The 18,525-nt window shown below is 41.8% G+C and carries 19 protein-coding genes; 6 read left to right on the top strand and 13 right to left on the bottom strand.

The window, feature by feature from the left end; translation table 11 throughout:
* Window positions 1-92: 92 nt before the first annotated feature.
* Window positions 93-653, top strand: a complete 561-nt coding sequence (locus A0128_RS19870) for a TetR/AcrR family transcriptional regulator (protein ID WP_069609509.1) — start codon at window positions 93-95, stop codon at window positions 651-653.
* 143 nt (window positions 654-796) lie between these two features.
* Here A0128_RS19870 and A0128_RS19865 read toward each other — a convergent pair whose 3' ends face one another.
* From A0128_RS19865 to A0128_RS19855, 3 genes are read right to left on the bottom strand one after another with little or no spacing between them, the layout of a single operon-like run.
* Window positions 797-1,267: a hypothetical protein gene (locus tag A0128_RS19865; protein ID WP_069609508.1), complete on the bottom strand. Its 471-nt coding sequence runs from the start codon at window positions 1,265-1,267 to the stop codon at window positions 797-799.
* A gap of 10 nt (window positions 1,268-1,277) precedes the next feature.
* The gene (locus tag A0128_RS19860) at window positions 1,278-2,690 is read right to left on the bottom strand and encodes an OmpP1/FadL family transporter (RefSeq protein ID WP_069609848.1); all 1,413 of its coding nucleotides are present in this window, start codon (window positions 2,688-2,690) and stop codon (window positions 1,278-1,280) included.
* 50 nt (window positions 2,691-2,740) lie between these two features.
* Entirely contained in the window at window positions 2,741-3,220 is a 480-nt protein-coding gene (locus tag A0128_RS19855) for a PAS domain-containing protein (RefSeq protein WP_069609507.1), read from the bottom strand.
* 213 nt (window positions 3,221-3,433) lie between these two features.
* On the opposite strand from A0128_RS19855, the gene A0128_RS19850 reads away from it, so the two are divergent.
* The 3 genes from A0128_RS19850 to A0128_RS19840 all read left to right on the top strand — a co-directional run bounded on the left by A0128_RS19850 (window position 3,434) and on the right by A0128_RS19840 (window position 5,996).
* On the top strand, window positions 3,434-3,889 hold the full coding sequence (locus A0128_RS19850) for an LIC_11090 family protein (protein WP_069609506.1): 456 nt from the start codon (window positions 3,434-3,436) through the stop codon (window positions 3,887-3,889).
* 82 nt (window positions 3,890-3,971) lie between these two features.
* Window positions 3,972-4,763 carry a hypothetical protein gene (locus A0128_RS19845; RefSeq protein WP_069609505.1) on the top strand — a complete coding sequence of 264 codons (792 nt, stop codon included), beginning with the start codon at window positions 3,972-3,974 and terminating at the stop codon, window positions 4,761-4,763.
* A gap of 66 nt (window positions 4,764-4,829) precedes the next feature.
* Window positions 4,830-5,996, top strand: coding sequence for a transporter (locus tag A0128_RS19840; protein WP_069609504.1), 1,167 nt, complete (start codon window positions 4,830-4,832; stop codon window positions 5,994-5,996).
* Between the two features lie 71 nt (window positions 5,997-6,067).
* Here A0128_RS19840 and A0128_RS19835 read toward each other — a convergent pair whose 3' ends face one another.
* The 7 genes from A0128_RS19835 to A0128_RS19805 are packed head-to-tail and all read right to left on the bottom strand — an operon-like array spanning window position 6,068 to window position 12,241.
* Window positions 6,068-6,853, bottom strand: a complete 786-nt coding sequence (locus A0128_RS19835) for an ABC transporter permease (RefSeq protein ID WP_069609847.1) — start codon at window positions 6,851-6,853, stop codon at window positions 6,068-6,070.
* Entirely contained in the window at window positions 6,850-7,569 is a 720-nt protein-coding gene (locus A0128_RS19830; protein WP_069609503.1) for an ABC transporter ATP-binding protein, read from the bottom strand. The genes A0128_RS19835 and A0128_RS19830 overlap by 4 nt, the downstream gene beginning before the upstream one ends.
* Complete coding sequence (locus A0128_RS19825) at window positions 7,566-8,846, bottom strand: nitrous oxide reductase family maturation protein NosD (RefSeq protein WP_069609502.1); 1,281 nt, start codon at window positions 8,844-8,846, stop codon at window positions 7,566-7,568. The genes A0128_RS19830 and A0128_RS19825 overlap by 4 nt, the downstream gene beginning before the upstream one ends.
* Window positions 8,847-8,855: 9 nt before the next feature.
* The gene (locus tag A0128_RS19820; RefSeq protein ID WP_069609501.1) at window positions 8,856-9,281 is read right to left on the bottom strand and encodes a nitrous oxide reductase accessory protein NosL; all 426 of its coding nucleotides are present in this window, start codon (window positions 9,279-9,281) and stop codon (window positions 8,856-8,858) included.
* A complete protein-coding gene (locus tag A0128_RS19815) occupies window positions 9,271-9,879 on the bottom strand; it encodes a hypothetical protein (protein WP_069609846.1) in 609 nt (202 codons plus the stop codon). The genes A0128_RS19820 and A0128_RS19815 overlap by 11 nt, the downstream gene beginning before the upstream one ends.
* 8 nt (window positions 9,880-9,887) lie before the next feature.
* On the bottom strand, window positions 9,888-11,810 hold the full coding sequence (gene nosZ, locus A0128_RS19810) for a Sec-dependent nitrous-oxide reductase (RefSeq protein ID WP_069609500.1): 1,923 nt from the start codon (window positions 11,808-11,810) through the stop codon (window positions 9,888-9,890).
* A gap of 11 nt (window positions 11,811-11,821) precedes the next feature.
* Window positions 11,822-12,241, bottom strand: coding sequence for a c-type cytochrome (locus A0128_RS19805; protein WP_245667271.1), 420 nt, complete (start codon window positions 12,239-12,241; stop codon window positions 11,822-11,824).
* A 312-nt stretch (window positions 12,242-12,553) separates the two neighbouring features.
* Between A0128_RS19805 and A0128_RS19800 the strand changes: the two genes are divergently transcribed.
* Together A0128_RS19800 and A0128_RS19795 are read left to right on the top strand one after the other, a co-directional pair.
* Window positions 12,554-13,177, top strand: coding sequence for a Crp/Fnr family transcriptional regulator (locus A0128_RS19800; protein ID WP_069609499.1), 624 nt, complete (start codon window positions 12,554-12,556; stop codon window positions 13,175-13,177).
* A gap of 55 nt (window positions 13,178-13,232) precedes the next feature.
* The gene (locus tag A0128_RS19795; protein WP_069609498.1) at window positions 13,233-14,414 is read left to right on the top strand and encodes an NnrS family protein; all 1,182 of its coding nucleotides are present in this window, start codon (window positions 13,233-13,235) and stop codon (window positions 14,412-14,414) included.
* Window positions 14,415-14,475: 61 nt separating this feature from the next.
* Here the strand turns inward: A0128_RS19795 and A0128_RS19790 are convergent, their stop codons facing one another.
* Genes A0128_RS19790 through A0128_RS19780 form a run of 3 tightly spaced genes read right to left on the bottom strand, consistent with a single transcriptional unit; the run spans window position 14,476 to window position 18,428 of the window.
* Window positions 14,476-14,982: a hypothetical protein gene (locus A0128_RS19790; RefSeq protein WP_083244237.1), complete on the bottom strand. Its 507-nt coding sequence runs from the start codon at window positions 14,980-14,982 to the stop codon at window positions 14,476-14,478.
* Between the two features lie 59 nt (window positions 14,983-15,041).
* Window positions 15,042-16,778 (bottom strand): thiamine pyrophosphate-binding protein, encoded by a 1,737-nt coding sequence (locus A0128_RS19785; protein WP_069609497.1) that lies wholly within the window; start codon window positions 16,776-16,778, stop codon window positions 15,042-15,044.
* 15 nt (window positions 16,779-16,793) lie between these two features.
* Window positions 16,794-18,428: an FAD-binding dehydrogenase gene (locus A0128_RS19780; RefSeq protein ID WP_069609496.1), complete on the bottom strand. Its 1,635-nt coding sequence runs from the start codon at window positions 18,426-18,428 to the stop codon at window positions 16,794-16,796.
* Window positions 18,429-18,525 lie beyond the last annotated feature (97 nt).

The raw sequence follows: 18,525 nt of genomic DNA, 5'->3' as shown, positions 1-18,525 counted from the left end.
CCAAGATTCTAATATTTTTTAATTGACTTAAATATTTTAGTCAATTAAATTTTATGGAGTATTGATTTCGAATCAAAAAAAGGATTTTTGTTTTGGGACTAAGAGAATTAAAAAAGAAACAAACTCGCAAGGCCATCTCCGATATGGCGACTAAACTCTTTATCGAGCGCGGATATCATGAAGTTACTACGGCTGAAATCGCGAAACTCGCCAATGTGTCCGTGCCGACTCTGTTTAACTATTTTTCAAACAAAGAATCTCTTGTTTTCGACGAGGACGTTGAGAGAGAAGAACGACTCATCGACGCCGTCGTATCCCGAAAAAAAGGAGTTTCGATACTGGACGCTCTCCTTGAGTTCGGCTTGAAAAATCCTGCATTCAATCCTGCGAACAGCAAACTCGTTCGTGATTTTAGAAACCTTATCAAATCCACACCTGAACTCTCTATTTATGAAAGACAGATCACGATGAGATACGAGAATTCTCTGGCAAAAGTTCTTCGAAAAGAGGCTAAAACGAAGTTGGGCGAGGTGGAAGCCGCATCCATTGCACATTTTATTTCGGATGCGTTTTACAGGTCGAGCGATTCGTCTCACCCTCGAACAACTCTGGAAACACTTTTTAAAATCTTAAAAAACGGCTGGTCCGAATAAGGATAATTCGATTCTCTAATATTCTATAACTTTTAAATTCTCATTCATGCGATAATTAAAGTTAAAACGTTTCACTTAGGATCGCATGGATAGAAATTCGTTAGGCTTATAGAGAATAAAAAATCCTATCTGATCTTCGGGATTCATTCGATCTTATACGAGGCGTGACAAGCGACACACTTCTTTGTCAGATCGTTCATTTCACCCAGTATGATTTTCAGATCTTGCTTTTGACGGATTTGAACGGCAATTCTATCAAATTGTTCGTGCGTCCCAAAGCCGAGACGTTTGAATTCCAATGGAAGTTTTAATAGAATTTTCTTTTCCTCGTTTTCTAAACTTTTGACAAGACCCATTCCGGAATTCGAAGCCGCTTCTGCGGCCTTCTCGGAATCATTTTTGGAAAGACCTTCTAAAATTCCATTTACGGAGGTAAGAAGGCCTCTCATTTCACCTAACACCAAAAGTTTTTCATCTTCCGTTAAATGGATCGAAGTTCTTCCATCTCTAGAAACTCCGGTGTCCCCTCTTAGAAAAAAGAAGACGAGCAGCCCTACAGTTCCTATCCATAATAAGAATGAAAATATACCCCAAGGAATGTTTTTAAAATTCATAATCCTACCTTTATGTATTCAATTCAAAACCAAAATAAAAACTAAAAACGCTGACCGACTTATCAAATTGAAACGTCTGCGATGAAACATCGCTTGTTGAGAATACGGAATGAGAAAGGCTCCAATCCGAAGAAACGTCGCCTCTCATACGTTTTGGAAATCCATATTCCAAGGCTAAGTGAAAAGCATAGTCGTTCCGATAGTATCCAAGGCCACCGGCAACATGGTGTTCCGTCGTGCTTCCCAGCATCGGACTCAAACCTTGACCCGTAACCGGAGATTTACCGTAGCTATATCCCATTCTCAATTTTAGAATTTGGTTCCAGTTGTATTCAGCACCTAAGGCAAACGTATATTGATCTCTCCATCTAAAATTCATCTGCATCGTGTTTGTATTCGTCCCTACCGGGGTTTGAATCAGCGACTGCTCTAAAACAAACTTACTAGTCCTAAAACTTTCGGACCAAGGAATGAACTTAACGTCGAAATCCAATAACCAAACGTCGTTTCGATAGGAAATTCCAAGAATATGTCGATCCGGCCAGGACATAAAACGAGAGACTCTCGTATCACCCAAGTTCGCAGGATCAAGACTTTCGACCTTCATCCTTCCGTCCAAGTGCAACACATTTCGTAAGGTATAAGAGTATGCGATCCGCATCCTCTGCGTAAGTTCATAAGAGATTCCTAATTTACCTCCGTAAGTATAAGAAGGGTCGCTCGTATATTGAAAACTCCCCGGCAACTCCAGACTTCGAGTTCTGTCCCAATAGATTCTCCTCATTTGCATAAAAGAATAAACGAAGTCGACGCCCGCGCCGATAGACAATCGATCAAACCTGTATCCAAAACCAAGGGTCATCTTCGTAATCAGAAACTTAAACGCCAAGTCCTCTCGAATCTTTCTCTCAGTGCCGACCAGAGGGATTTCAAAACCGAGAGTTTCATTTAGATTCTTTTTTTCCGGAGCCAGTCTTGTAATGTCAGAAAATTTTCCTCCGCCGCCTCCCTGAGAATAGAGGGCGATTCCAATCCCCAATCGATCCGAAACTTTGGAAACATACCCGATATAAGGAAGAATCGCCTTAGGTCGTTGTGTGATCCCGTTCGAATAAGAATTTTCCGGACGAAGATCCATAAAGGAATCGGAATATTCAATTTGTGCAAAGTGTGAGGCCCCACCGAATTCTAACTTTGATTTTTGAAAACGGGATAAGTGGGAAGGATTTGATTCCAAATCCATCACGGAACCGCCGATCGCTTGAAACGCGCCGCCCATTCCCGCCTGCCTTGCACCGAAAGAAGTTTGTATAATTCCCTGAAATCCGTAAACAGACGAGAAGCTCAGATACAAAAGTATAATCGGAACCCTTTTAAATAGAAGCCGTTCTATTCCAATATTGATTCTAACTATCAGAATCATTATGATTTTATGAAACATGATTTTCTAATTTGAATACATCCCCTTTTGTTTTAGGATTTTAATCTTTGTAGTAAGTTCTGAATTTTGTTGATCTCTTTAGAAAGAAGCAACGCATCCAATATATTTTTTAAAAACGCGGTTTCGTCTTTAGCTTTGCAATGGATTATACGATCCTCATCCATAAAAAAGGACCAACGAAGCACTGTGATACCTTCGTATTTCAGATTGTGACTGAATTCTGTATGAATGACCGCGTTTCCATCCAAAACTTGAATCCAAATCTTTTTCCACTTTGTTAGGTCGGTTTCAGAGATAAATACTTCAAGATTCATTCCTATCATCTCGGAAGAAACAAACTGTAACAGTCTTAACGATTGAGAACTCATCTCTAAAATTTTCCCATTAGAATCTAAACTACATTCGATTTCAAAAGATTCTGCTTTTCTGTTTTGATTCACCTGTAATCGCTTCAACAATCGTTCTTCCGCCTTTTCCAATTCGTTATCGATATATCGAGCATCGCGAGCCACAGGCACCTCCCGTTGACCTTGTCAAAGGGTCACACAAATCTTAACTCAAGTGATTCTTAACGACTATAACAACGTTCTCAATTCTTCGCATTGATCTATATCAAAGTTGAAAATCTCTTCGAACGTCCTCTATTGATCCGGATCAATGAAAATCGGCAATTAAGGGGCTAAGGTAGGATAAAAGGAAAGATTTAAAATCGTCGTTCACGCGGTATGAAAACACTGATCTCCATAATTCTTCTTATGACGATGTTTCCTCAGATTCTATTTTCTAAAGGAGAAATGCTTTCACGAAGTTTTCTAACACAATCTTCCTATTGCAAATGCAATCATGATTCTAAAATTCAAAAACACGAAGATGAAGAAGACGTCTATTTTAATACAAAGGTTGCTTCCCATTCTCATACTAAATTAAAGACCGAAGAAAGAATTCCAGATTGTCATTCTTCAAAAAAGGGTGAGGCCCACCAATGCGGATGCAAAAATAAGAATGCAGATTCTTTCTTTTTACAGATAAGTCTTCATTCTTATTATCTTTCCGTAACGAACTTTCAATTCAGATTGATTCGGAATTGTTTATCCAAAATTCCGGATGTCTCCGCCGAAAAACTTACAAGCGGACATTTCCAAAGACCGATCAAACCCCCTAAATATCCCGAAGACCTTTGAATCATTTCATCCGTGAAAAGCCCTTGAAGAATCATCTTACACGGATCCAAAACGTTCACAATCGTCACTTTAAGGATATCGTATGTATCAGCTTATTAAGAATATTATAATCATTTTATACTCTTTTCTTGCCATCGGATGTTCTCAGCTCCAAACGGCCCGGAACGGAAATCAAATCGAACAACAATTGATCCAATTGGCTTTATTAGGAGGAACGTCTCAGACTCCGGGTTGTTCCGTAATGTCGACCACCCCGATTTCAAACACCCTCTCCTATGTAAAAAATAGAAGAACCAAGTTTGATATCAACGCATGTAATGTTGAGGACCTCTCCAAATTGGGCTTGATCGCAAATTCCTCCAAGTTGAGTTCCGGAATTTCCGGTCAATCTTCGACGAGTTCTTTTGCTACGAGCGGAGCGTATTCTCTTCCGATGTCGGAAGGGGGAACCAATATCGAAGTGTCATTTTCTCTTAAAACCGGTGGCAGCCTCGAAATCAATTCTTACGGAATCGGGTCCGATTTTGTTTTGAGCGGTCCTTCCTTTCGGGTAAGCGATTCCAAAAAGGAGGAATACTACTCAAGCATGTTAGGCGGGTTTACTACGGTTAGCAAGGGAACCGCCGCTCTCAGTCCACAGGTAAATTACACTTATTGCATAGACTTTCAATATGCAAACTCTCAGCAGTGGATCAACGCCTGGCCCAAGGCTTGTAGCGAAGTCGGCCTTTCCGAAAGAAATTCTATGATGATGTTCCCCGTGATGCAGATGATGAACGTCCCCACCTTTTCCGGTTCCAAGGTCGGCTTTGTTCTCAACGGCGCGACGGTCACTTCGTTTACGATAGGCGGAATCATTTCCCAAATCGATTAACCCTTCACTCTGAAGGCCGTCTTCAAAGGCGGCCTTCTTTTTTTACAAACCCAATGGTAACTCAGAATGATCTATACTTCGAAAATTCTCACTCTTCTCTTTTTATTCTTTTTCTTTAGTTCTCTTTCAGCTCAAGTAAAGAATATATTAGAAGATTCTCATGAACACCACCACGTAGACGCGGAACAAAAGGATGAAAAATCTCACGTTCACGAAGAGAGGGCCGACCAAGTCGCACCCGCAGGTGTGATGGCTCCCCACCTGCATAAAAAAGGTTCTTGGATATTCGACTTTCGATCCATGACGATGCAGATGTCTACTCTTCTCATGGGAAACAAACCTATCGGCGGAATCGAAACTCTTTGGTTTCCTCAATTCGATCCGACCATCGCGATGCCTTCCGGCAGTCTTCTCACGGGAGGATCGAGCGTTCCTCAGACTTCACTCAATGATTATCGTTATATGTCGGTTCCGAAATCGATGACCATGGAAATGTATATGGCAAACGTTATGTATGGTCTCACAGATGATACGATGCTTATGTTTATGCTTCCGGTGATTAAAAACAAAATGGTTATGGAGACTAGCAACTTTGATCGTTCCAATATGTCTTCGGGAGGAGTTGGCGATATATCCTTCACAGCCGCTCATCGTTTTTTCAAAAGAGAGAATCACGATTTCTTTTTAAATTTCGGAGTTTCCCTTCCAACGGGGTCGATCGACGAAACCGATTCGATGCCCATGATGGGAAGACAAAAAGTTCCATACAATATGCAACCCGGAACCGGAACGATCAACTATCTGCCGGGTTTTACTTATACGGGAAAGTCGGATCGTTTTTCTTGGGGGATCAATTCCTCTGCAAATCTAAGAAGCTCCAAAAATCAAAACAACTATCGTTTTGGAAATCGGTATGAAACAACTACTTGGATCGCCTACTCCTTGTTTCAGTGGATGAGTTTTTCTGCGAGAGTTCAGTCAACTCAATGGGAGAATCTTCGAGGAAGGGATTCTTCCTTAGATCCAAAGATGGATCCGCAGAACGATCCGAATCGTCAAGGCGGCAATCGATCGGAGGCTTACTTGGGTTTGAACTTTTTGATTCTCGATGGTCCTTTTCGAGGAACAAAGTTCGGCTTTGAAGCGGGAAGACCGTTTCACCAACATTTAAACGGACCACAGATGGCGGTTCAATCGACGGTCAATCTGTTTGTGAGGTTTCAACTCGAATGACCGCGGCTTATCAGATGACTGTCCTTAACCAAATTTTTTAGAATATCAGTATATTCTAAAAATAAAATGTTTTAAAAGTTCCGTTTTACGAATCTCTTATAGGAAATCCAGAGCGGAACCAAAACCCATCCAGAAAGAAAAAAAGCGGAAAGAAGAATCACCGATCTTATTCCGATCGTCTTTAGTAAAAACGCTCCTGAAAAACCGAGTAGAACCGATGCCTTTGTCTGTAAGACCATGACAATTCGAACCAGATCGATCGGATTTAATAGAATGATCATCAAGGACGGGATTTCCACCGGGTATTCTCCGAGATAAATGCTGAACATAAACACAATCGAATCAAAGAAAATAAAAAAATAGAACCAGATAAGAAGCGCGCCCGAAATGATCAATTCCCCTTTTTTAAAATAAGAAGCCAATAAGAAGGCGAGTGAAACAAAGATAAAGATCAAAATCAAACCGAATACAATCAATTCTAAAAACAGAATCAAAAAATTAAGATCCGAATAAAAAGATAAAACTCCGGGAATTCCAACTCCGACCACGAGCCCGAGAGAAAGTGAAAGTGAAACTCCGTAGTATTTTCCAAAAAAATATTCTGATCTCGTCACCGACTTGGAGAGTAATACTTCCGCGAACGGAATCGAATCCAAAAAGGAAAGTCCTGCGAAGGAGATCGCAAAAAGAGGAACGATGAGTAAGACGATGTTCATAAGACTCGTTATCAACCTCGTTCCGTTCTCGTCCCCGAAGTAGTTGAGCGCGGAGACGGAAAGCGCTAAAAAGCCGGCAAAGACGAATAGCCAACGACTTCGGATATTCTCTCTCAATTCGAATAAAAGGATTTCTATCATTTTGTTTTTAAAAACTCTTGGTTCCAAAATTCCATCAAAGTGGACTGCAGATTTTCTTTTTTATTCTTTGCGATAAATTCTTTCGGAGAATCATCGATCAACAATCGTCCTTCCGCCATTAGTAAAAACCGATCCGAGATTTCTTCTACTTCGCTGAGAATATGTGTCGAAAAGATTACCAGAGCTCCGTCTTCCTTTTTTTGTTTTAACAAATCTTTTAACAGATGGGAGATATACGGATCCAGACTCGCCGTCGGCTCGTCCACGATATAAATCGGCTTCTTTGTGGAAAAACACTGGAGTATATTCACTTTTTGTTTAGTACCTCCCGACAAAGAACCGAATTTTTGATTTTCATATTCTCTTAGTCCGAGTGTTTCATACAACGTGGAAAAATCGGCGGGATCCACCGCTTCTAATCTTTTAAAAAAATCGATCAATTCTTTTACCTTTAGATTTTTTGGAAAAAAAGGAGACTGGGGCATATATCCGATTGCGGAAACATCCGGATCCGTTTTGAGAATTGCACTTTCTTCGATCTCGATTCTTCCTTGGATCGGTTGTACAAGTCCGATCAGACTTTTGAGCAACGAACTCTTTCCCGATCCGTTCGGACCGATGATGGAAAGAATGGAACTTCCTTTTGCGGCAAAGGAGACGTCTCTTACAGCGACCGTCTTCCCGTAAACGACTTCTAAGTCTGTGACTTGGATCATAGATTCACTCCCATACTCGGCTTGGGGTCTTCAAAATCGATCGGAGTTACGATCGGAAACGCGTTCTCGATACCTTGTAAAAAAATCACAACGGGTGATTGATAGAGTATCATCAAAAACGGATATACCGCGACCCAGTATCCGAAAAAGTGAACCGGCTTGTGCGGAACGTCTCCGTATCGATCCCGATTTAGATCGTATCCTTTGTAATCATCCCAGTAGTTTTCTTTGAATGTATTGGTTGTTTGTTTTGTATTGGTGCTGATATCAAATACGTTCTCTTTGAAATCGTTCTTTGCAAAGATATTCTGATCGCTGTTCCCCAATACACGGATTCCCCATCCGTTATTTATGATCTCGTTATATGTAAAATAATTTCGATTTGCTCCGTCGGCAAAAATCGCAATCGTATTGTTTTGAAACGTATTTTTGGTAAGAATACTATCCGAAATTTCCTTTAAGAGCAGCCCGTAAGAACTTTCTCCCCAGTTATTCGCAAAAACGTTATCTTCTATTAGAATATTCTTACTATACATAACCGCGACTCCCGCGGAGTTATGTTCAAACGTATTCTTTCTAAAATCGTTATCCGAAGAGAACATAAAATGCATTCCGTATCGTATATTGTCTCTGGATATGTTTTTTTCTATCTTTAGATTGGATGAGAATTCTAAATAGATCCCGTCTCGATGACGTTCCAATTGATTTCCTTCTATTCTCACGTTTTTGGAAGACCAGAGATGAATTCCGTTTCCGCCCGAGACTTCGTTCTCCGCGTTTCCATTCGAACGATTGTTGATTATCTTACATCCGTCCACTTCCGCGAGATAGACCGCATAGGCGTTGTCTTCGAAAATAAGATTTTCAAAGATACAACCTTGCACTTTTTCCGCGTGGACACCCGCGTATTCGTTCGTATCGGAAACCTCGCTTCCCTTGATTCTTAAATTTTTGATCGTAACTTGATTCGACTGTACATCGATTACGTGTTTCTTTTTTTTCCCATCGATAAACGTTTTGTCGGTTCCTTCGATCACAACGGATTTGTTTACGATGATCGAGGTTTCCTCATAAACGCCCGCCTCGATTTTGATCTTATCCCCGACACTTGCCGAATCGATCGCCTTTTGAATCGAAACAAAAGGACAACGATGACATACGCGGATCTCTTTTGATTCTAGATCTTTTACAAATCCGTTCAAACATAGTAAAAAGAATATAAAGAATCTCGCCAGTATCCTTGGGTCGGATTGAAATTGTTTTAAATCCTTCTTCATTCTATCCTATTATTTCTTTATAGCGGGGACCATGATGGAACCTTTGTGACTTCTTAAATACTCACTCGCTTTTTCAAAGGAAGCAAACGCCGCCAACCCTTTTCCCATGGGAGAATGAATCTCCTGAGACTGAACGATGGTTGCCTCCGCTTCGTTTAACATTCGATTTGTATCTTCAAAATCGGCGATCCAAGAATGAAATCCCTCCGAGTTCAGAGTTTCCTCGTAAGACTGAAGACATTCTATAGAATCGAAATAGTATCTTCTTCCCTTATCCGTCATCAGTTGAGAATGAAACCTCATGTCCACGATGGACATGGAACAATGGGAACATTTCTCCTTTCCTCGTTCCGGGATCACCGGCTCCTTCGAAACACAGGAGACGATGCTCCAGGAAACAAAAAAAAAGGTCCATAATGGATTTCTAAACTTCATTCTTGGACCTGGACTTTTCCCGAATTACGATTAACACAAGAATCGAAATTGCGAGTAACAAAACGATTCCTCCCCAGGAAGGAAAACTACACGCAGTGATGTTCAACATTTCCTTACAACCGAGCAACGGTGGTTGATACGCCATTCCGGGGACGATAATCGGAGCTTCGGGATTGAGATTATGGCCGTAATTGTATTCCCAACGCCAAAAGTCGATCAAACCCACGAGACCGAGCAATACAAAATTGAAAATTCCCAAAAGAACCATATAGACTCTTGGAAAGATCGCGGTAAACAACGCCCCTAAGATCAAATAACCCAAAACATAGGGCATAAACAAAAGTTCCGGAATCGAATCCGAAACGATCTCGTGCATTCCTATATAATGATTTAATAAATTAATATTTTGTAAATCATAGGGGGTGGCGCCGGTCACCTTGTAGATCCAGATCTGCATTCCCAACCCTTCCGGATACTGAGGAGCCCCGAGGGAGATAAACCAGATCGGAACAAAAAAGACCGATATCAAAACAAAACCGACCCCTAAGATTAGGAGTCGGTGAATGTTTGTTAGCTTATTGAAAAATAGGCCTTTCATCATTTAGCCTATTGACTCACTCTGATGTATTGTTGCATCTCTTGGTGAAGAGCCGAACAAAAATCAGTGCAATAGAAAGGAAAGATTCCCGGTTTTGACGCCTGCCATTTGAAGGTCCTTGTCTGACCCGGCATGATCAAAAGGTTCGGCATATCCGGAGCTCCTCCGATCGCAAAACCGTGAGGAATGTCAAAGTCTTGTTCCAAGTTGGTTACGTGGAAATAAACAGTGTCTCCTCTTTTTACTTCGATGATATCAGGCTTGAAGTGGGATCGTATCTGAGTCATATAAACTCTTACGGTGTTTCCCTCTCTCACCACACGTGCGTCTTTTTCATTCTTAACCGCGTAAGGATGTTTGTTCTCTTCGAGCGGATAAATTTTTGCGGCCTTATCCATCAATAGTTTCGCGGGAATCATCTGCGAATAGTGAGGCTCTCCGACCGTAGGAAAATCGGATAAGAGTTCCGCCTTTCCGCCGGAAATATCATAGAGTTGAGCGCTCTGAGGAAGTTCCATTCCAACAGGAAGATATCTGTCTTTTGTAATCTTATTCAAGGCGATGAGATACTTTCCGTAAGGATCCTTAGAACTGCCTCCTACGATCGATAAGTGACCTACGCTGTAATAAGCCGGAAGATGTTGAACCACTTCCCAAGTTCCAAGTTCCCATTTGATGACTTCGGAACTTACAAAACAGGACGTATAAGCAAAACCCTTTCCGTCAAACTCGGTGTGTAAAGGTCCTAAACACGGCTTTTTAACCTCTCCGGCCAAAGTGGATTCATATTTCAAAACTGGAATATTAGAAATTTCTCCTGATCTGTGATCCGGTTTGTCTTTTACTTCCATCAATTTTGAAAAAGAATGCACTGGGATCACGGTCGCCAGTTTCCCGCCGCCCACGATATATTCTCCGCTTGGATCTACGTCTGTTCCGTGCGGACTTTTTGGAGTCGGCATATAATACATGATGCCCGGACAATCCTTAGGTTGGAGCATCTTAACGCCGCTCAACTTTTCTGAAATGGCGGGTTGGTTTTCAGGAAGAAAGTTTCTATAATATTCTCCGCCGAAGTTACTCGCCTTTCCTTGATCCAGACATTGTTTTGCACGCACCCAGTTAAACGCTAAGATATAATCCTTATCGTTTTTAGAAGCGCCGACTTCCAACATTTTGTGCGCCTGTTCGGAGTTATAACTCGTAAAGAAGCACCAATCATGAGATTTATTTTTTCCGCAATGTGATAGATCGTAATTGAATCCGGGAACCAAAACTTGTAATTCGATCGAAAGCCTTCCGCTTTTTGGATCGACCTTAACCATCGTGATCGTTCCTTTGAAAGCGCCCTTGGAAAAATCTTCCACTCTCGCACTACTCTGAGGAATCGGTACGGAGAATCTGGTCGCAGCCATCAAATACTCGGTGTTCTCGGTTGCAAACGGAGACGCGTGATTTCCCGCGGTATTCGGAATTTCGATGATCTCCTTCGTTTCAAAAGATTTTAAATCAATCCTTGCCAACCGCGGAGTGTTATTCGCATTCATAAACAACCATCTGCCGTCTTGTTTTCCATCGGTCATGGAAGCTTCAATATGATGACTATCATCCCAAGGAACATATCCATAAGAAGTTTTTAACATGTTTTTGGTTTCTTCATCATAACCGTAACCGTTTTCGGGAAATACGGAAAAGACCGGAATAATTTTAAACAACCGAGTCGATGGAACTCCATAGACGGACATCTGTCCGCTAAAACCTCCTGATAAAAATGCGTAGACCTCGTCCTTGTCTCCCGGTGCGACGTAAACTCTTTTCGCCGCATCCGACGCAAGTGTAGCCGTAGACGCGCCTCCCTTACAGCCCGTCGCGAAGGCTATCGCGATCAAAAGTAGATAAAGACATCTAAAGAATATCAATTTTATCTTCATGTGAATTCCTCCTATTTCTTACTGTCCATTTTTCTAAAATATTCAAGAATCTCTCGTGCTTCACTTTCCTGTACGTTTTGAAAAGTCATCTGAGTCAAGTGTTCCGCAAGAAGACCTTGGGCGATCGGATCTTTCTGAGTCATCTCGACGGGATTCAGAATCATGTTCATGATCCATTCAGGAGTTCTCCGATTGGTAACCCCTGCTAATGCGGGCCCCACTACTTTTTCTTCGAACTTATGACAGGCGCTGCACTTTGCTTCGAACTGTTTCTTGCCTTTGTTTGCAAGAGTTTCATCCAACGCCGCCAACGAAACCGAAGCCACGGGGCCGATTCCCTTTGAATTTTCGGAGGAAGCGGAGCCTTCTTCCGTTTTGTCCTTTCCACAAGAAATTCCGAATATTAAAGAAATTGCGATTATGATCGTCATTTCTCTCGTTATACGTCCAAAATCCTTTTTAAAAGATAGAATCTCCATTTGGTTCCTCGCTCTAACTTGAATCCTTCCCGCAAGTGAAAACATCCGATCCACACGTCGCAGAATTGTTTTCTGATTATACTCTCTATCCGTTTTTCTCAATTGATCCAAATCAAGTGGCGATAAAACAATACATTGACAATTGTCATCGTATCCCTTTTAAAAAAAGAATGAAACTAAGACAGTAAGAGTAAGGATTCTTACAAGCTGACAAGAAATAGAAAGAATTTATGATTCTATTCTACGCAAAGAGGAATACGAATTGTGTTACTGAATATATTCGAAGAGATCGGAGACCAAGAGATTCTTTCCATTTTTTCCAAAGGGAAAGTGGAACACTATAAAAAGGGCGAATTCCTTTTTCACGAAGGGGACAGCCCGACTTCTTTGGATCTATTGACGGAAGGAAGGGTACAAATTTTTAAATACGACGGGAATTCAAACGAGATCACTATGAATTTCTTTTCACCCTATTCTCTTATTGCCGAGCTTGCGATCATCACAGGAATTCCCTATCCCGCCTCGGGGAGATTTATCACAGACGCGACAGTGATACGACTTCCCTTGTCTTTACTCAAAAGTGAAATCAAAAACAATATCGCTCTCAATCACTTACTCGTGCAGTCCTTATTTCAAAAAGTACAGGCATTGAACATGACGATCAATCGAGGTCTTACTATGGATTCGATGCAGAGGGTCTCTCATTTTTTGTATCATCTTCCCGCCGACTGCCCTCCTCTCAACCACGGCCAAATCGCATCTATGTTGATTCTTAGGGCTGAAACGTTTTCCAGAATTCTCAGACAATTGAAAGACCTTCAGATCATAGATTCGGAAAGAGGACAAATCAAAATTCTCAACAAAGACGGACTAAAACAATTCCTCTGATATACTTTTGATTCAAATCAATGAAAATATGATGGATATAACTTAGAATAATATAATGAATTTATTTTTGAATTTAAGAACGCACCTATGGGCAAACGCCTTTCGCCCTTTTTTTCTCGCGACTTCCATCCACGCTCTTGTATCGATCCTTATATGGATTCTGATTCTTTTTTCCTTTTTAAAACCTCCATCGATCACCGGATTGATTTCGTTTCATTCCTACGAAATGGTGTTCGGCTTTGCACGGGCGGCCATATTGGGATTTCTCTTTACGGCCGCTCAGAATTGGACGAAGACGATATTGATCCGAGAAAGATCGCTCCTTGTCTTATTCTCTCTTTGGGTTTTGGGAAGATTCAGTTGGATCGACATCCCGATTCTTTCCAACGTCGCGTTCTTGAGTGATTTTGTTTGTGACACGTTCGCCTTGTATCTGCTGGCTCCGACGTTAATGAAAAAAGGCCAAGAACACAATCGTGTAATCGTGGTTTGTTACACGTTATTCGCCTTCGCTCACGGTCTAGCGATTCTTTCCATATTGGGAATCCTCTCTTCGATGTTAACTCTCCACTGGATTCATATCTCGATCTTTTTAGTTTTGATTTTTATCATTTTGATCGCGGGAAGAATCCTCCCTTTTTTTACGACGGTCGCCGTTGCAAACTCCAGTCCGAGAAGAATCCAGAGAGTCGAAACCCTAACGACCTACGGCTCCTTTCTTTTTATCGGAATCGAATCTTTTCTTTTTTGGTTTCCGAAATTACAAGTCGTAGCCGGATTCTTTGCCCTCGCGTTTACCGGTTCTCAAGCCCTTCGCTGGTTTTTATGGGAACCATGGAAGTCCCGCCGTACACCGATTTTGTGGATATTATACTTATCCTATTTCTGGCTTGTCCTTGGACTTTTTTTCTACGGTCTTTCTCATTTCGGAGTGTTTCCAGTTTCCCTCGCCTTTCATATCCTTACCGTTGGTTCCATCGGAGGTTTTATCTATGGAATGATCACTCGCGTATCTTTAGGTCATACGGGAAGAATCATATTAGCGTCTAAAACGATCCTATTCGGTTATATTTGTATCACCTTAGCGGTATTCGCTAGGGTTCTCTTTCCCCTTTTCGGTTTTGCTAATATCGGATACGGCGCTTCGGCTTTTCTTTGGATGCTTTCTTTTGCGGTCCTATTATTCAAATATTGGAATATACTCATAGAGCCGAGAGTGGATTCTCCAAATAAATAGAGAATTTTTTAAGAGATAGACCTTTTGACTCAAACCAGAACTCCCTCTTTGGAAGAGCGAATTATAGCGAAAAAGAATTTTGACCCCTAGAAAATAAAATGCCTAGGACAGCTATAAGAATGGAAAGAATAAGATTCATTCTTCCAAAAAAGGCGGCTTTGCTTCGATAACTTTCCCAAAGACGAGGATTTTCGTGGACTAACTTTTGAGTCAAAGGTCCTAAGAAGAAGTCGTGAAAAATAGAACTGAGTATCAAAATAGAAAAGAGAAGGATCTTTAACTTGATCACTGAAAACGGTTCTTGAAATAAGGAGAGGACGTCCATAGGTCGATATCCTCTTCCATAAAGAATCGCGGACCCGCTTAAAAAAGAAACCGCAAATAGATAATATGCGACTTTCCTAAATTGTAGGGCGAGTTCGTAAAATAGATTTGTTTTTATGTTTGCATAACTCTGATTTTTCAAAACGGGTCGAAAGACAAATATATAAGCCAACATTCCACCGATCCAAAAAATCGCAGAGAAGATATGTAAGGACAAAAAGATAAGATACGAAAAAATGTTCACTTCACAAAATTCTTTTCCATCCTTGAATTCGCAAGAATAGTTTCCGAATTGGACGGGTTCTAACCGATGATTTTTCTCAACAACGCACGCCCGATAAATCGAAACTTTTCTCCCAAAGGAAATCTTCCTAAGTTTGTCTTTACCACACCTTTCGTAAACCGCGTGGCTTTAGAATAGTCGATTTTTACCTCGACCACTACGGGTTGACCGGTTTCGGATATACGAATCGCTTCTTCGATAACGGAGGCGATTTGATCGTTGGAAAATAAATGCAGATAACCCGCCCCCGTACCGGTAGCGATTCCTTTTAGATTCATTTCCCCCAATATGGTGCACGTTTTTCTTCCGTAAGGGATTTGTTGTCCTTGAGAAATTTGTGAGAGTTCTCCATCATAAAAAACGAATATAATCACTCCTATATTCTGGGAACTTGCGGTAACAAGTTCCAAACCGGTCATCAAAAACGCTCCGTCGCCGACGATACCCACCACCGTTTTATCCGGGTTCATCAACTTTGCTCCGATACTCGCGGGGACGCAGTAGCCCATACAGTTGAAATCGGTAGGTGATATAAATGTTTTGGTTTGATTTACCGGAAAAAGCTCAGCCGCAAGAAACGTATGATTCCCATCGTCCACGACTAGGATAGAATCGTCGCTTAAACGATTTCTCAGACCTTGAAAAAACAAGGCCGGATTGACTCGGTCTTTTACGTTGTGCTGAGACCATTCGTTTTGATATTCTTGTTTCTTTTTAAAAATGAGTTCTTCTAATTTCTTAGAATCCTTGATCTGACTGAAATTCTCCTTTTTAAGTTCTTCTAATAAAGATGTAAGAACGTCTTTCGCGTCCCCTAAGATCGAAACTTTCGCCGGATAATTTTTGGAAAATACGTTTTGATTGATATCGACGTGAATCAAATTTTCGGGAACTTTCATACCAAAGCTTCCGGTTGGTATTTCCGAAAATCTTGTTCCGATCGCAAGCAAACAATCGCAGGAAGCAAAGGCAGCCTCTCCGGCTGGAACCGAATATTCTCCGAAACCCATACCTGTATGATTTTTATGACTCGCCGGAAATACGCTCAACCCCTGAAGAGTTGTAGCGACAGGAGCATTCAATAATTCTGATATTTCAATCAATTCTTTTACGGCGTCCTTTGCTCCCCAACCTACAAAAATTCCCGGATGACTCGCGGATTTTAGAATTTGAATCGCCTCAAAAATTTTCTCCGATTCGACCTTCGTTTGAGAATTGGATCTTTGATACAAAGGTAAAGAATCCACTTCTCCCTGAAAGAGTTGTATGTTCACCGGAATTTCAATAAAAGTAGGACCACATTCTTCCGTAGTCGCGATACGATAGGCCTCATAGATCGTCGGAATGATTTCCTTGTAACTTTGAATTCGAAAGGCTTTTTTTGTGATCCCTTCCAATATTTTCAATTGATCGATCTGGTGCAATTGATAGCTTCTTCCGTTATCGGTTCTTACGCCTCCCGATAGAATCAACATCGGAATTCCGTCCAAATACGCTTCTCCGATGCCGCTTAACGCGTGAGTCATTCCCGCTGCCGGAACGATTACGATCGTACCGATCGAGCCTGAGGTTCTACTAACCGCGTCCGCCATAAACGCGGCTCCGCATTCGTGAGTTACTAAGTACGGTTGTATACTTTTCGAGTTGTTCAGTTCGTCATAGAGTTCGGTATTATGAACTCCTGGAATTCCGAACGTCGCTTTTACGCCGATTTGCTCCAAAGCAAATACTACGAGACTGGCTCCGGATCTTTTCATTTGGTTTCTCCCATTCTAACATCCGATCCCTATGATCTTTCGAGCGGCTGATCTTGCGGTGATAATACAACTTCCCAAGAAGGTGCCTTCTAACGCGCCTTTCCCGTGAATACCTCCTCCGCCGAAGCCCGCGGCTTCTCCCACTGCAAACAATCCTTCAATCGGTTCTCCGTTTACATTCAAAACCCTCGAATCCAAATCCGTCTGAATCCCGCCCAAAGATTTTCGCGTTAGGATAAATTCTCGAATCGCGATGAGCGGCACCGCATTCTTATCAACAATTTTCTGATATTTGCAGGTTCTCACTCGATCGCCGCTATAACTTCTCAGTTGGGCGATTCTTCTCAATTGATCGTCGTCGTGATACTTAATTCCTCGAGAAAGCATCGAATCATAAGATCTAACCGATTCTTCTAATATACTCGGATTTACAGAATGATCTTTTGTGAGTCGATTCATTTGAGCGGCCAGGTCCGGAATCGAATCCGCGACAACGAAGTCAGAGCATTCTCGAATCATCGTTTTTACTAATTTAGAATTTCCGAATAGAATCGTTTTTAGAAATTGAAAGAATTTTTTGTTACGAATTTCGTCGTTGTATTCGGCTCCGGAGACCGCCAGTTCTTTCACCGCGATCTTCCAGTTCAAAATCTGCCATGAATATTTCTTATCTTGTTTGCAAACCTCTTCCACTAAAAACTTTGTGTCAAAGCCGGTTATCAACGGAATCGGACCGATTCTTTCCCCTTTTGAGTTTAACCAGAGAGCGGATTTCGGAGGAACTAAACTGAGGCCGTGACCTTCCATACTAGGATGCGGATGATGTACCCCGGCGGCGTAGTTCCACATCTTATCCAAATGAGTTATCTTTCCGGATAAACCCTCCACTTGTGTATGGAGATCTCCGATTGCAAAAGGGTGAGAGCCGTTGAGCATCACCTCGGGCGGTGTTCCCATTTGTTCAGGCCAGTTTTTTCTGATCAGGTTTAGATCGCCGGCGATCCCACCCGAAGCTACTACTGTATGCTCCGCATGAACGACCAGCTCTTGACCCGTTTCATTCTCACGAGCGATACAACCGGCAACACGGCCTTGAGACGTAAGAAGATTCGTGACTCTATTAGAAAAAAATAATGTAAGGTTTCTGCGATTTTTATGGTTCAGGAGATCATTGACCAAAGACTCGATCAAAGCGTGACCGGTTCCCCAGACCATATGAAACCGAGGAACGCTGTTACCCGGCCGAAACAATCCCCTCTCCACCCAGTGAACTACCGGAAAAAATCGAACCGAATGTTTTCCAAGATAACGATATATATCTTCGATCGATTGATGAACGTATTTTTCAGCCCATTGTTTCGGGAGCAGATCCGTTTCGGAATAACCCGCGGTGGCGCACCAGTCGCCAAAGGCGAGGGAAACGTTGTCCTTGATTCCAAGCCTCCTTTGAACTGGAGAATTCACCATAAAAATTCCGCCGAAGGAAAGTTTAGCAAGGCCGCCAAAATGTTTCGGAACATCTCTATCGATGAGAACTACGTTTCGATTTGCATCTAACAAGTCGAGAGCCGTTACGATTCCCGCCAAGCCGCCGCCGATGACCAAAACGTCGGTGGAAACAGATCTGTGTTTTGTTGCAAGGTTTTCCATGGGGCCCTTTACAACTAAACCACAAAAGAGGTCTTAGCTCATTGATCTGAATCAATTCGGACCGTGTCGCCAATCCGAGCGGGTAATAACTGAAGTA

Source organism: Leptospira tipperaryensis, from assembly GCF_001729245.1.
In the GTDB taxonomy this organism is placed as follows: Bacteria; Spirochaetota; Leptospiria; order Leptospirales; family Leptospiraceae; genus Leptospira; species Leptospira tipperaryensis.
This window is presented reverse-complemented; position numbering and strand designations above follow the sequence as displayed.